The following is a 14,649-nucleotide window of genomic DNA, read 5'->3' on the forward strand; positions in this document are numbered from 1 at the left end:
AGCCTGTCGATGATCGAAGGACGAAGATGGGAATGAAAGAGGTTGATGAACGATGGATAATTGGAAAGGCGCTTGGGTGATCTTCAGAAGAGATTTGCAAAGCGATCGGATGTATCTCATTTGGAATGTCATCTTTATGCTGTACATTGCGCTGATGCTCGGCATCTTTATTGGAACACAAGACCATGTCCAGTACGTGATAAATCCAATGAGCGACTTCCTGATGTTGATCATGGTTCCTTTCACAGGGTTCTTTTTTACTCGGCGCTCATTTAACTATATTCGGGAAAATTCGTATACCCAAATGCTGCGATATTATCGCGTGTTGCCAATTTCGGTGAAGACGGTGCTGAGAAGCAGGCTGATTCAACTGGGAGCGGCGATGCTGCTCAACGGGATTCTGTTCTACGGCGGTCTTTATCTGGTCACGTATCTGATGAATAGTATGATGTGGGATTTTGGAGCCTTTCTCGTGTTTTGCTTCACTTGGACCGGGTACAGCTTACTGATCAACGGGTTGTTCATCTTTTGCGAGCTTCTGACGAGCGGCAAAGTTTATTTAGGGTTAACGTTCCTGCTCATGCTGGTGTTGGGGGGAGCCGCTTTGGTTATGAATTTGCTTGACTTCAACCTGCTGGCGTTCATCTTGGAAAGCTCCCGGCGTTACACCATACTCTCACCAATGATGTGGTGCTCCTTAGCTATCGGCGGTCTCGGATTCACTTACCTGTTATCGTTGACGCGGCGAAAACTGCTGCAGCGGGATTTGGCCTAAAGATGGCACGGAAATACGGGAGTAAGGCGGAGGTGAGCAAGAAAGGTGTGGATTCCCATTCAAATCAACGAAAATAGCGCTGCGCCGCTTTATCATCAAATAGAGTCGCAGCTTCGCTCCCTGATCGTCAGCGGCCAAATCGAAGAAGGTACGTTGCTGCCTTCGATTCGGGAATTTGCCGGCGCCTTAAACTGCAGCGTCATTACGGTACGCCGGGTTTATCAAGATTTAGAGGCCGAGGGATTGCTTCGGACGCGGCAGGGAACAGGTACGTTTGTCGCCAAGGTCAGCGCGGACGAACGTGATGAATACCGCACCGCAGTTGTGAAGGAAGCGCTGGAGAAGGCGGTGGATACCGGGAAATCGATGCAATACGAGGCGGAAGAGTTAAAGCAGCTTTTTTTGCAGGTCATGCAACAGAAATATAACTCAAATCAAGACAAGGAGGGGGCGGATTAATGGCACAACCGATGGCGATTGAGCTGATTGGAGCGCTGAAGCAGGGCCGCCGTAAAACGATCGGGCCGTTGCATTTACAAGTACCGAAGGGGTATATCGTGGCTCTGGTTGGACCTAACGGCTCTGGAAAAAGCACGATGATGCAATTCATTCAGCAAACGCTGCGGCCGGATGCGGGGGAGATTCGTTGGTTTGGACAGTCGTTCTCCGGCGAATTGCCGCTTGAGCTGCGCCAACAAATCGGATATGTCCCGGAAGCACCAGAACCGGAAGAAAATTATATGACCGCCGAGCGCGCAGCTGAATTCCGGTCGCAATGGTATCCGACTTGGGATGAGAAACTCTTTGAGGATCTCATGAATCGGTTTGAGGTCCCAAGAAATGAACGGTTAAACCGGATGTCCAAAGGAGAGCGACGTAAATTCGAGATTGCGGCAGCGCTGGCTGCCCGGCCGAAACTGCTGCTGCTCGACGAGCCCTCCTCGGGGCTGGATCCCTTCGCTTGGAAGCGCATGATCGACGAGCTCCGGGACTTTATGGCAGGCGAGGACATGACGATTTTGATCGCGACCCATATCGTGGAGGAAGTCAAGCGGCTGGCTGACTACATTGCTTTAATCCACCAGGGGCAGGTACTCGGGATGGCCGAGAAGGATCAGCTGTTCAGCAGCTGGAAGGAGATCTGGATCCGCAGCAGCGACTGCTCGCCAAGCGATTTGCCCGAGGGAACGATTCTTCGCGTCGATGGACCGCAGGTGACGAAGCTGGTCGTCCAGGAGCAGCATGAAGGAGAACTGCAGCGGAGTCTCGCGGCGAAAGGCCTGCAGGTGATCCAGACCCGCAGCTTGGAGTTAGATGAAATTTTGCAGCTATGGATTCAAGGGCATTCACCGGCGAAGCTGGTATCCACATCCACAGCGGCATTGGTTTAATGGCATGAATCATTTTCGTAGTGAAGAAGGAGAGGGAATATGGCGAAACCATTGGTACTGGACAACGTAATGAAGCAGTTTGGCGAGAAAACGGCTGTCAACAACATTTCGCTCCAGGTAGAGGAAGGCGAGATTTACGGTTTGCTTGGCGCCAACGGTGCCGGGAAGACGACAACGATGCGGATGGTGCTGGGTTTGATCTATCCGGATGGCGGGCAGATCTTGTACAACGGTAAGCCTTACAGCCGGGAGCTGCAATCGCAAATGGGTTATCTGCCGGAGGAACGCGGCTTGTACCCGAAGGTGAAGGTCAGCGACCAAATCATCTACCTGGCCCGCTTGCGCGGCATGTCTGCGGCGGAGGCCGACAAGAGCTTGAAGTATTGGCTTGAACGGTTTGAAGTGCCGGAATACTACGATAAGAAAATCGAGGAACTGTCCAAAGGCAACCAGCAAAAAATGGGCTTTATCGCCGCGGTCGTCCATAAACCGAAAATCGTCATCATGGACGAAGCGTTTAGCGGCTTGGACCCGGTTAACGTCGAGCTGCTGAAGGCGACGGTGAAGGAGCTGCGCGATCAAGGCACCAGCATTCTGTTCTCCACCCACCGGATGGAGCATGTAGAGGAGCTGTGCCGTAACATCACGATTTTGCACCGTTCGAATACCGTGCTGCAGGGCAATTTGCAGGAGATCAAAAAACGTTATCCACGCGAAGAAGTGCTCTTGCATACAGCGGGAGAAGTAACGGGACTCGAGCGGATCGCGGGCGTGGAGAAGGTTGAGCGGAAAGAACGCGGCTATCTGGTGCGGATCTCGCAGGTATCGGCGGCGCAAGAGATTTTGCGTAGAGCGATGGAAGTCAGCGAAGTGGAGCATTTCGAGATTAAGGAGCCTACGCTGAATCAGATCTTCATTAAAGAGGTAGGTGAATCCAATGAATAAAATGGGGACGGTCGTTGGCTTTACGTTCATGAATAAAGTTCGAACGAAATCATTTATCATTACGACGCTCGTGTTGGCGCTGCTGGTGACGATCGGGCTGCATGTGCCTTATTTTATCGATAAATTTACCGGCGGGGAGGATCAACCGACGAAGATCGGCATTGTGTACGAAGGGCAGCCGGAGCTGGCGAAGTCACTTGAAGCCTACACGGAGAAGCAGCCGGCGGCAGGTTACACGCTGGTTCCTTATGAACAAGCGGACAACGCGAAACTGCTAGCGGCGATTGAAGCCGGGGAAATTGATGGTTATTTGCAATTTGCCGAAGGAGATGGCGGGGTCTTCCCAGCGGTGACCTATACCTCGAAAAAAGACAGCTTGGGAATGGGACTGCAAAATGCGCTGCAGGCAGCACTGCAGAACGTTAAGGCGGAGTATATCACGAAAGGCATGCTGACTGAGGAGCAGATCGCCGCGTTAAGCGCGCCGGTCCAAATCGATGCGGTGAAGGCTTCACCGGAATCCGGCGCTGAGGAATCGGGTCATCAGGCGAAAGCGATGGGGGCGATTAATTACGTTATCGTGTATGTGCTCATCATCTTGTTCTTCATGACCATTATGATGACGGGCAATATGATCTCGGCCGAAGTCACCGCAGAGAAAAGCTCGCGCATTATGGAAATTCTCATCACCAGCGTATCACCGCTGGCGCAAATGTTCGGGAAGATTATCGGGATGTTTTTTATCGGGCTGCTGCAAATCGCCGTTTTTGCCGGGGTGATTGCGATCAATATCTCGCTGCCGTATAACCAGCCGGTGTTGGCGGATTTCAATTTGCATCTGTCCGACATCCGCGTAGAAGTGTTAGTGCTTGGCCTGATTTTCTACATCTTGGGTTACTTCCTGTATGCGACGCTGTTTGCCGCGATCGGCTCGCTGGTCAGCCGGACCGAGGAGCTGGGGCAAGCGGTGATGCCAATTATGATGCTGTCGCTGGCGGCGTTCTATATCGGGATCTTCAGCTTGAGCACGCCAGACTCGCTGCTGATGAAGGTCAGCTCCTTCATCCCGTTCGTTTCGCCGGTCTCGATGATCGTGCGGATCGGCATCGGGGAGCCGCCGGTCTGGGAAATCGCGGCTTCGCTGATCGTCCTGGCTATTGCCATCTTCGTGTTCGGCTGGTTGTCGGCGAAGATTTACCGCACCGGCGTCCTGCTGTACGGGAAACGTCCGACCTTCAAAGAGCTGCGCAAAGCGATGAAGGCTTATAAGATCTAGATTAACTGCGCTAAGCAATCAAAGTGTATTAAGCCTTGGTAGACGTACTCTCGTCTATCAAGGCTTTTCTTGTTTGCGCGGAGTTATGGTGCGTAATGCTCCAGAAGCTCGCGGGACCATCGAGTATCCCGGCTGTTAGGCGAATACATGAACCGGCATGACGCCAGCATCGCGATTTTGAATCGGGATTTTGTGCAGCTTCACTATGAACCCTAATAAAACACTGGTACTTTTGATGGCAGCCCTGGCAGCGGTATTGATGCTGAGCGCATGCGGCAATAAATCGTTAAGTGGGGCACCACAAGAGCAAAATACGACGACGAATACGTCAGGGGTCAGTGACCAGACATCGGCAAATTCCGAATCGGGAAATAACGCGGCCGCTTCGGATCAGCAGACGGGGACAAACGATAACGCAGCAGATACGACGGCGGCCCGCACCCTCGTTTACGAAGGCGCGGGCTGGGCTGTTTTTAGGGCATGTTCGGTTTGACGATAGAGGGATTATTAACTATAATATATACCCGTGGGGGTATGATGTAATAATGCGATGTCAGGCACGAGGGATAATTGAAAGGAGTGCACGACATGTCCGAAGAACATCACTATGCAGAAGAAGTCAAACGCAGATTGAAACGAATCGAAGGTCAGGTGCGCGGGGTGCTTCGCATGATGGAGGAAGGGAAGCCATGCAAAGAAGTGGTGTGCCAGCTATCTGCAGTGCGGAGTGCTGCGGATAAGGCTTTGGCCCAAATCGTTGCGGATAACCTGCAGCAGTGTATTTTGGAGGAGCAGGCCCAAGGGGGAGATACCGCCCATTTGGTGAAGGAAGCGGTAGAGCTGCTGGTTAAGAGCCGGTAATTCGAAAAGGAGATGATCACGGTGGCGTTTCAGCCAGAAAAGGAAATAACTCCGGCCGAGCTCGTCATGCGAATGAAACGGGGCGAACAGGTTCATGTGCTGGATGTACGCGAGCCGCTTGAGTGGGCCGAAGGCCATATTTCAGGGGCTAAACATATTCCGTTGGGGCAGCTGCCAGAGCGATTTGTGGAGCTGGATCCGGAGGAAGAGCTGATCGTCGTCTGCCGCAGCGGCGGGCGGAGCAGTCTGGCGTGTGAGCTGCTCAGTGAAAGAGGCTACCGTGTGGTCAACATGACCGGCGGAATGCTGGCCTGGCAGGATGAAGTGGAGTGAGCGACATGCTGACCATGGCAGGAGGAATATTGCTTGCCGCCTGGATAATCGGATATGTACTGCGGTTGGTATGGCCTGTCTCGGGCCTAAAGTTCGTGGAGGAGAGGGCCTTATGCGGGTTCGACCTGCCGCCGCAGACGAAGATACTGGATGTCCGGGACGCGTCTTATTATGAAGAATGCCACCTGAACGGAGCGATCAACATTTCGTTAGGTCGATTACCTTTTGTATGGGCGAAGGAGCTTTCGTCTTCGGACCCTGTTCTGATTGTCGCGGACCGTCGGTCTGCGGTGATAAAAGCAGCACGAATCTTACGCAGACGAGGCTTCCGGCAGCTTTACGCCTTGCGCGGCGAAGCTTGCCGGGAAGGAGCTTCGCGGCAGCATTGTTTAGAGAAAGAACCCGCCTGTTGATGCAGGCGGGTTTTTGGTGTACAGTGAAGCGATCATGGGTCTACTTGCGAAAATGAAACTTTCAGACTAACATGAACGTTTAATGTACAGCAAGTATATTAGAGAGCAGGGGAGAGACAAGCATCATGCCAACGCCTACATTACCCAGCCGCGCGAGCCGGACAAGCCCCGCGTCGGCAAAGCGGGCAACGGGGGCTAAGAAGCGTACGTCCGCCAAGAAACGGCGGAAGCGTGGATTTTTCTATCTGTTATCCCGGCTGATCCTCACGATGATGCTGATCGGGACGGCGGCCTTATTCTGGTTGTTCTTTACCCCGTCTGGGAACAATATGCGCTATTTAATGGCCGATACGCTGATTACGACGCAGCATCGCCATTGGGCCAAATATATCATCGGACAAGCTGAGCTGGACAAACGGGTCGCCGCTTACCAGGCTCAATTCGAGGAAATGGGGACGGAGAAGGACACCCATACGATTGACTTACCCGACCCGGATGATAAAGAAGACACACAAGCGGAGAAGCCGCTGATTGAAATTGAAGAGATCTCCGGCAAAAGCTATCACGGGTACGTGTTAACTGTAAACGACCCGACCAAAATCCGTTTAGGAGTTCCAGCGAAACGAGGCAAAGGAGAAAAGGTCTCCAGCATGGTGGCGCGGACCGGTGCCCTTGCCGGTGTGAACGGCGGCGGCTTTGCCGACCCGAACTGGAAGGGCAACGGCTTCAAGCCGATTGGGGTGGTCATTTCCCGAGGGAAGCTGTATTACAACGGCATCAGTTCAGGGGCAGCGACGCAGATCGTTGGCCTGGACAAGCAAGGCAAAATGATCGCTGGTAAATATACGCTGGAGGAATTGGACAAGCTGGGCATTCAGGAAGCGGTGACGTTTCAACCGCGAATTATCGTAAACGGCAAAGGACAGATCCGCAGTCAAAAAGAAGGCTGGGGCATCGCACCGCGGACGGCCATGGGGCAGCGCGAAGACGGCGCGATCCTGTTCGTCGTCATCGACGGACGTCAGCCGGGATACAGCATCGGCGCCAGCCTGTACGATGTTCAGCAGATCATGCTGGAACGCGGCGCGGTGATCGCTGCCAATTTGGACGGCGGGTCGTCAACCGTATTGGTCAAGGAAGGCGGGGAGATCGTTAACAAGCCTTCGTCCGAATACGGAGAACGTTATTTGCCAACCGCGTTTCTCGTCTTTGAGGATCCGTCCAAAGTGAACATCCCGAACATTTGGGAAGGTTTGCGTCCGCAGGACATTGATCCCGGGAAGAAGTGATGAAGTTAGCGGTTCCTGGTGACGAAATAGAAGGAGAGGCCGGGCAGAGGGAATTATCCCTTTTGCCCGGCCTCTTTGTATGAAGTAAATCGATCAGTCCTTGCTCCAAGTGAAGCGTTGACGATATTTTCGCGGGGACATGCCTTCGGTCTTGCTGAAGCAAGCGGTGAAATAAGCGGCCTGGTTAAAGCCCACCTGCTCGGCGATCCGCTCGATGGTCAGATCGGTTTGCAGAAGCAGCAGCTTGGCCTGCTGGATACGCAGCCGTTGCAAGTAGACGGCGGGCGAACAGCCAAACACCTTCTGCATACAGCGGGCGATATAGACCGGATGGAAATTGATGCTCTCCCCAAGCTTTTGCGCAGAGAAAGGCTCGTCATAATGCTCACGCAAATAGGAGGCTGCCTTTTCGGCGCAGGCCGACTGCGGAGAGAGTCCCGTATTGGTCGACAAAGCCGACAGCTCAACGATCACGTTTTGAAATAGAGCTTGCTGGCGCAACCGGACGCTGTCCAAATGGATATCGCGGTTCAAATCCGTCAGTTCCTTCAGCAGCGCGATCATTTTCTGCGGCTGGGCCAGCTTCGCATATTGGGGAAGGGGGACTGTATATGACGTCGCCGTGAACGGCGGCAGGGAAATCGAGCCAGGGGTGCCCTGATCCGTCAGGCTGCATCCGCAATGCCGGTATTCCTCCTCCTCAACTACACGCCAATCGCCCAAGAGTTGAAAATGCAGCCAATGGTGCAGCGTATCTTCCCGGCAGCCTTCCAGCGCATAGTGATAACAGTCCGGGCGGAGAATGAGCGAGTGTCCGGCGGTCACCTCGTAATCGCGGCCTTCCTCGCTGATATATAAACATCCGTACTCGACGACCAGCAGGTCGAAGGCCCCGATATTTTGCCGGCTGGGATGCTTGCCGCCGACCGGGATCACCGCCGAGCCGCTGACGATGTAATGGGGAAGTGGAGGCGCGGTAAATTCAATGATGGGAGGCAAAGGATACCCACTCCTCTTAGGTTGGAATATTGAAAAATTGAGTTGATTCAATGATACATCAAAACGGCGTTACCATCTATAATGTGTTTCATGCTAACACGATGACAGGGAATCAACGGGATTCTCCAATCTCCAGGAGGTTGTAATAATGAAGAAAGTCAATGGCGGCGAGAAGAATAAGTTCTCTCTCTGGCTGCTCGCATGGCCCATCTTTATCGAGTTGTTCCTGCAAATTTTGCTGGGGACAGTCGATACGCTGATGGTTAGCCGCATTTCCGACAATGCGGTGGCGGTCGTGGGGTTCTCGAACCAGCTGTTTAATGCGCTGACGACGCTGTTTGCAACTGTCGCTAGCGGGGCGGGGATTGTCATCGCCCAGAAGATCGGTTCGGGCCGCGAAGAGGATGCGCGAACCGTCGCGATTATCGCTTTCAAGGTGACGGCTGGGATTGGTCTTGTTCTCAGCATTTTGCTGATTGCGGTTCCGGGACCGATCGCCACCATGCTGCAGCTTCCGGATGAGCTGCTGCCTCTGGCCAAAATCTACATCTCCATCGTTGGCGGAGGCATGATTCTAACCGCGATGATTTCCCTGTTGGGTACGGCGATCCGCAACACCGGAAATACGAAAGGCCCGATGTACACGGCGGTGGGCATGAACGTTTTGCATATCCTGATGAACTATTGCTTTATCTTTGGGGCCTTTGGATTTCCGCAATGGGGGCTGACCGGCGTGGCGATTTCAACGGTAATCAGCCGCTTGGTCGCTACGGTTGTCTTGCTCTTCATTTTCCTCGGCACGTTCCAGCGGCGGATCGGCTTCAAGGACATGTCTGTCTACGATGGCAAGCTGTTTAAGGAGGTTCTGGTCATTGGCTGGCCGCTGGGAGTCAATTCGGCGAGCTGGGTGTTCTCGCAGCTGGCGATTTTCTCCTTCCTGGCGATGCTTGGCGCAACCGAGTTGGCCGCCAGAACCTATATGAATACGCTGGAGTCGTTCTGCTTTATGCTCGGCTTCTCGCTGGCGATGGCGGCGCAAATCCAGATCGCTCACCTGTACGGAGCGGGCAAAACCAAAGAAGCTTACCGCGCGGTATACCGCGTGCTGGCCTTTGGGCTGCCGCTCGTTATCGTTAATGCGTTTATCCTTGTTCTGTTTGGTCCGAAGCTGTTGGGATTGTTTACACAGGATCCCGATATCTTGGCCCTCTGTGCGGCATTGCTCTGGCTCAATCTGTTGCTGCAGCCGGGCAAAATGATCAACATGGCCCTCGGGAACTCGTTGAATGCGGTAGGGGATACGCGATATACGATGATCATTTCCTTGATCTTTATGTCCGTCGTTGCGACCGGCTGCTCGTATCTGTTTGGCGTTTCGCTCGGCTGGGGCATTATCGCCATTTACGCTTGTATGATCAGCGACGAATATATTCGGGGCGTCTTTTCGTTCTTCCGCTGGAGAGGGCGTAAGTATCTGCGCAGAAAAGAGCAGGAGCTGCTTCAAGCACGCGGATGGGCCCAGGAAGAGCGAGATCAGGGTCAGGGGAACCAGACGATGGATGGCGTTGCTCCTTCGGCGTTATAAAGGGTGAGAATAAAAGATGAGCCGCAGGGCGGCCCGGGAAGGGCGCCTGCGGCTCTTTCTGTTTTTTGTGGCAAGATATCCTACTCTTTCTCTCGGTCAGGCAGCTGCTTCACGTAGCTGTCGCTGAGACGGAGCAGTTCAAGCGCACGGTTATATTCGCTTTCCGTCGTTAACGCTTGGGTCACACCGTCCTTGGGGAGCGGATACTTCGTACCGTCATCATACCAAACCCCTGGGATAAACAGCGCCTGGTCGTTGATAAACGAGCCGGATGGCAGATAGTAACGCTGCGGTAACAGGTTGTAAGATGTTTGGTTCAGCAAATCCTCACCAAAATGAATATGATTATCGAGATTGATGCCAAACAGGTTGGCTACCGTCGGCAGGATATCCACTTGGCCGCCGACATTGTCCATGACATCTGGCATATCGGTACCCGGCACATGAAGAAGCAGCGGGATATTGATCATATCAATATAGCTGTAATCCCGGCCATAAATTTCTTTCATCAGCTCAAGTCCATGTTTGTCCAGCGAATACATTGGCAAGCCGAGATGGTCACCGTAAATGACAACCACGCTGTTGTCCCAGATGCCTCTTTGCTTCAGATCCTCGATAAATTGACCGAGTGCGTAGTCCGCATAGCTTTGCGCCCGCAAATAATCGCCAACCATATTGTCTTGGTAACGTTCAGGCAACTGAATCTTATCCTTGTCATGCGGTGTTGTAAACGGATGGTGAGCCGTCATCGAGATCACTTGAGTATAGAAAGGCTGTCCCGTTTGCTGCATGCGGTTCAGCTCTTCAGCTGTCTTCTTGTAGAGCACTTCATCCGAAGGGCCAAAGAAGACGGTGTCTTCGGTACCAAACCATTTCTGGTCATAATAGCGGTTGAAGCCAATCGCTTTGTACAATTCGCCGCGGTTCCAGAAATCAACGACATTCGTGTGGAACGTTGCCGTATCATACCCTTGATCCCGCATCAGCTTCGGCAAGCTTGGCAGATCCTTGTCCGGATAGTTTTGCGTTGCGGCCTCATTGTACGGAATGTAGAACGAGGTGTTCACAACAAACTCGGCATCAGAGGTGTTCCCTTGTCCGACCATTTGATAGAAATGCTTGAAATAAGTGTTTTCCTTAACAAGTTTATTCATGTTTGGCGTGACTTCCTGACCATCGATCTTCAGGTCAATCAGGAAGTTCTGGAACGATTCCATCTGAATGATGATCAGGTTTTTGCCTTTGGCCGCACCAAAATATTTCGGTTCCGCTGGGATGGTAATGCCTTTCAGGTTATTGATTTTCTCTTGCGAGATCTGGTCCTTGTCAACCAGTTCTTCCTTCTTGGCGCTGGAGAAAATCGTGTACGTTTCATAGTTCAGGATGCCCATTTGCTCGGCCTGTTTGATCTCATTCATGCTGGCCCGGTTCGGCCATACATTAAAGATACACAGCAGCAGGGAAAAGGCGAAAATTCCGGTAATGACGCCGGTGCTGGCTTTTCTTAGATTAAATAAAGCTTTTAGCTTCTCGGCGCGTTTCTTCCGGAACAACCAGAAGCCGATCACCACGATGTCCACAAAGATCAGCAGATAATAAGGCGCCAGCAGGGAGAACACGCTGTTCTTCACCGCGGTGACTTGATTCACCTGCTGCAGGGCAGTGTAATTCACGATAACCCCATAATATTTATGGTACATAACAGCGGCGAAGAAAATGGCTGTAACGATCAAATTGACGGTTAAATAAAGGCCGATCTTACGTTTGGAGGAGAACCATTCAATCAAGCAGAACAAAATCCAGATAAACGGGATTTCCTTCAACAATGGCCCCCAAGCGGGTACTACATCAAAGATAGCCGTCCAGACGAGATAAATCTTGAAGATCATAATGACAGAGAAAAAGACAAACGGCTTGATGCTGGCGAGCCGGATGCGATTGAACTGTGACACTTCGTTTCCTTCCTTTCCGTAAAAACTCCTTAGTTGTAATTAATGCCGAGTTTACAATTTTAACACCCCATATATAATACATGAAATGGCCGCAAGAATAAAATTAATCAATTCACTCAATTAGCAAGATATTCCACTTAAAGCCGTATGCAACGCGTCGAAAGCCGTATTATTGACGGATAACGCCCCTTTTTGGTAAATTAAACGTATTCCTTCTTTTCGGAATAATGCTTCGTGATCGAAAGAGGAGAGATCTTGATGTCGGTGAAGGTTCTTAACTAGTAATTTCATAGGGACAGAGACACGAGTACAGGAACGTGCCGCTTGAGTTTTAAGCGCGCATGTATTTTTCCGTACGCTTGTTTCGGTCTATGAATAGTTAAGAACACACGCGAAAGCATCTTGCAGCTCCCCATTAGCTGCCGTTATCTTGATAACGATCAAGCCGTGCTGTTTTCAGCACGGCTTTTTTGATTACCCGGATCGGCAGAGAGCGGGAGAAGTATAGGCAAAGGATGGCATACGTGCGTCCTTTGCCTTTTTTTATTCCGGAAAGAAGGAAGATCAACCATTTTGAAGGAGGATTTCCCTTGGAGAGATTTTCGCTAAGTACATTGGAATATGAAAGCATCAAACAGGAATTGCTGGGATACGCGGTATCTTATGCCGGCCGGAAACGCATCGAAGAGCTCGCACCGATGGTGGAGAAGCGGGCCATCGAACGGGCGATTGCGGAAACGGCGGAGGCGGTCGCCCTGTACAGGAAGGGAGCCAGTGTCCCGCTGCCTTCGCTGGAAGGGATCGAGCAGGTCGTCTCATTGCTGGGCACAGGGTATCTGTTCACGGAGCAGGATTTGACGGCAGTGCAGACGTTCCTGCACAGCTGCGGGCAACTCAAGAAATATATGGCTGCCAAAGGCGAGCTGGCCTGGCGAATCGGCATTTATGCGACCGATTTGCAGGATTTGCCTGCACTGCAGCAGGAGATTCTCCGTTGTATTCGGCACGGAGTGATTATGGATGACGCCAGCCGGGAGCTGGAGAAGATACGTAAAAAAATCAGCATCGTCAAAGAGCGGATCCAGAAGCGGATTCAGGCTGTTATGGCTCGTCACGCCTCGATTTTGCAGGAGAACATCGTAAGCGTACGCGGCGGCAGATACGTGATCCCGGTGAAAAAAGACTACTACAAGCAAGTTAATGGGCGTATGCTGGACCAATCGACCAGCGGGCAGACCGCGTTCATCGAGCCCCAGGAGGTGGCAGCCTTGCAAAGCGAGCTGGAGCTGCTTCAAGGCGAAGAGGCCCGGGAGGAAGCGAAAATCCTCGGATACCTCGCCGGATTGGTCGAACGGGAAGCGGCTGACCTGATTCGGAATATCGAGATTACAGGGTTGTATGACTTTATTTTCGCTAAGGCAAAATACGCTGCGGCAATCGGCGGGACCGAGGTGCAGCTCAGCGAGACCGGAGAGACGGTGATTCGCGGCGCCAAGCATCCGAAGCTGCTGCAGACGATGGTGCCGCTGGATATGGCGATCGGTACGGATTACCGGACGCTGATCATCACCGGTCCCAATACCGGCGGGAAAACGGTCGTCCTGAAGACGTTTGGTCTGCTGACATTGATGGTGCAATCGGGTCTGCTGGTGCCGGTCTCGCCGGATAGCCGGTTTGCGGTGTACCAGGGCATCCGCGCTGTCATCGGGGACGGCCAGAACCTGGAGCAGTCACTCAGCACGTTCTCCGCTCAGATCGGCGCGCTGGTACAAATCCTGAAAGAGTCGGGCCCCGCTACCCTGGTGCTGATCGATGAGCTGGCGGCGGGCACCGATCCAGGCGAAGGGATCGCCTTGTCGATTGCGATCCTGGAGGAGTTCGCCCGGAAAGGGTCGACGGTGATGGTCACGACCCATTTCAACGAACTCAAGACCTTCGCCTCCCGGGCGGAGGGGTTTGAGAACGCGCGGATGGAGTTCAACACCGAGACGCTGCGTCCGCTGTACCGCCTGACCATCGGGCAGTCCGGCCGCAGTTATGCGATCGAAATCGCCCGCAAGCTGGGGATGTCCGGCGGGATCATCGAACGCTCGCAGCATATCGTCAGCCGCCAGCAATCCACCGATGGCTCTGGCAGCGGCGGTCTGCGTTGGGATGAGATCGTACCCGCGAAGCCATCAGCGGCTGCGCGGGATGCACGGGATAAGGCAGCTTCTGTGCCCGGGAGTTCGCGAGCAGCGGGGGAGCCGGGGAAAGGTTCGGGAGCTAAGGGACAGCTGAAGCCCCAGCGAGCAGCAGGCTTGAACGGCGGAGGAACGGAGACCGTAACGGGGGCCGGGAAACCCGCTGACGCTGAGGCGGCAACCGGAGAAGCAGCCCTTCCGCCGTCCCGCAAGTTTAAGGTGGGGGACGCCGTTCTCGTCACTTCCATCGGGAAGATTGGCATCGTCGTGGAACCGCCGGATTTGCGAGGAATGGCGTTAGTTCAGGTGCAGAAGCAGAAAATCAAGGTGAACCATAAGCGATTAAAGCCTTATCTTAAGAGCGAGTCTCTGTATCCGGAGGATTACGATTTGGATATCGTGTTCGACTCGAAGGAAAACCGGAAAAAGCGCAAGCTGATGAGCAAACGGCACGTGGAAGGCTTGATGATTATCAAGAAACCGGGGGAGGATTAACTTTGCGCGGTAGTTAGCCAGGCGTCAGGCATAATGAAAGAGCGCGAGTTTAGAGGTCCGTTTCGTTCGGTCCTTAGGCTCGCGCTTTAGTTTTGTTCGCTAGGGGGGAGATAGCTGCAAAAGTACAGTTTTTTCTGTCAAAAGTACGATTT

14 protein-coding genes are annotated in these 14,649 nt (G+C 52.9%); 12 read left to right on the top strand and 2 right to left on the bottom strand.

The window, feature by feature from the left end; genetic code table 11:
• Window positions 1-52 precede the first annotated feature (52 nt).
• The 10 genes from POTG_RS06695 (at window position 53) to POTG_RS06735 (ending at window position 7,283) form a co-directional block, all read left to right on the top strand.
• Window positions 53-775 (top strand): hypothetical protein, encoded by a 723-nt coding sequence (locus tag POTG_RS06695; RefSeq protein ID WP_009224063.1) that lies wholly within the window; start codon window positions 53-55, stop codon window positions 773-775.
• A gap of 45 nt (window positions 776-820) precedes the next feature.
• Window positions 821-1,234 (top strand): GntR family transcriptional regulator, encoded by a 414-nt coding sequence (locus POTG_RS06700; protein WP_009224064.1) that lies wholly within the window; start codon window positions 821-823, stop codon window positions 1,232-1,234.
• Window positions 1,234-2,166 (top strand): ABC transporter ATP-binding protein, encoded by a 933-nt coding sequence (locus POTG_RS06705; RefSeq protein ID WP_009224065.1) that lies wholly within the window; start codon window positions 1,234-1,236, stop codon window positions 2,164-2,166. Before POTG_RS06700 ends, POTG_RS06705 begins: the two co-directional genes overlap by 1 nt.
• A 39-nt stretch (window positions 2,167-2,205) precedes the next feature.
• Entirely contained in the window at window positions 2,206-3,111 is a 906-nt protein-coding gene (locus POTG_RS06710) for an ABC transporter ATP-binding protein (RefSeq protein ID WP_009224066.1), read from the top strand.
• Window positions 3,104-4,387 carry an ABC transporter permease gene (locus tag POTG_RS06715; RefSeq protein WP_036644475.1) on the top strand — a complete coding sequence of 428 codons (1,284 nt, stop codon included), beginning with the start codon at window positions 3,104-3,106 and terminating at the stop codon, window positions 4,385-4,387. Before POTG_RS06710 ends, POTG_RS06715 begins: the two co-directional genes overlap by 8 nt.
• A 205-nt stretch (window positions 4,388-4,592) precedes the next feature.
• Window positions 4,593-4,880 (top strand): hypothetical protein, encoded by a 288-nt coding sequence (locus POTG_RS23660; protein ID WP_009224068.1) that lies wholly within the window; start codon window positions 4,593-4,595, stop codon window positions 4,878-4,880.
• 95 nt (window positions 4,881-4,975) lie between these two features.
• Window positions 4,976-5,248 (top strand): metal-sensitive transcriptional regulator, encoded by a 273-nt coding sequence (locus tag POTG_RS06720; RefSeq protein ID WP_036644478.1) that lies wholly within the window; start codon window positions 4,976-4,978, stop codon window positions 5,246-5,248.
• A 12-nt stretch (window positions 5,249-5,260) separates the two neighbouring features.
• Window positions 5,261-5,581: a rhodanese-like domain-containing protein gene (locus POTG_RS06725; protein WP_036644481.1), complete on the top strand. Its 321-nt coding sequence runs from the start codon at window positions 5,261-5,263 to the stop codon at window positions 5,579-5,581.
• 5 nt (window positions 5,582-5,586) lie between these two features.
• Entirely contained in the window at window positions 5,587-5,994 is a 408-nt protein-coding gene (locus POTG_RS06730) for a rhodanese-like domain-containing protein (RefSeq protein ID WP_232282242.1), read from the top strand.
• 269 nt (window positions 5,995-6,263) lie between these two features.
• Entirely contained in the window at window positions 6,264-7,283 is a 1,020-nt protein-coding gene (locus POTG_RS06735) for a phosphodiester glycosidase family protein (RefSeq protein WP_397376637.1), read from the top strand.
• Between the two features lie 93 nt (window positions 7,284-7,376).
• Here POTG_RS06735 and POTG_RS06740 read toward each other — a convergent pair whose 3' ends face one another.
• Window positions 7,377-8,282: an AraC family transcriptional regulator gene (locus tag POTG_RS06740; protein ID WP_009224072.1), complete on the bottom strand. Its 906-nt coding sequence runs from the start codon at window positions 8,280-8,282 to the stop codon at window positions 7,377-7,379.
• Window positions 8,283-8,430: 148 nt separating this feature from the next.
• Here POTG_RS06740 and POTG_RS06745 point away from each other — a divergent pair, with 148 nt between their 5' ends.
• Window positions 8,431-9,867, top strand: coding sequence for an MATE family efflux transporter (locus POTG_RS06745; RefSeq protein WP_009224073.1), 1,437 nt, complete (start codon window positions 8,431-8,433; stop codon window positions 9,865-9,867).
• 80 nt (window positions 9,868-9,947) lie between these two features.
• Here POTG_RS06745 and POTG_RS06750 read toward each other — a convergent pair whose 3' ends face one another.
• Window positions 9,948-11,819, bottom strand: coding sequence for an LTA synthase family protein (locus POTG_RS06750; protein WP_009224074.1), 1,872 nt, complete (start codon window positions 11,817-11,819; stop codon window positions 9,948-9,950).
• Window positions 11,820-12,409: 590 nt separating this feature from the next.
• On the opposite strand from POTG_RS06750, the gene POTG_RS06755 reads away from it, so the two are divergent.
• On the top strand, window positions 12,410-14,497 hold the full coding sequence (locus POTG_RS06755) for an endonuclease MutS2 (protein ID WP_009224075.1): 2,088 nt from the start codon (window positions 12,410-12,412) through the stop codon (window positions 14,495-14,497).
• Window positions 14,498-14,649: the final 152 nt, after the last annotated feature.

It is taken from the genome of Paenibacillus sp. oral taxon 786 str. D14 (genome assembly GCF_000159955.1).
Lineage (GTDB): Bacteria > Bacillota > Bacilli > Paenibacillales > Paenibacillaceae > Fontibacillus > Fontibacillus phoenicis.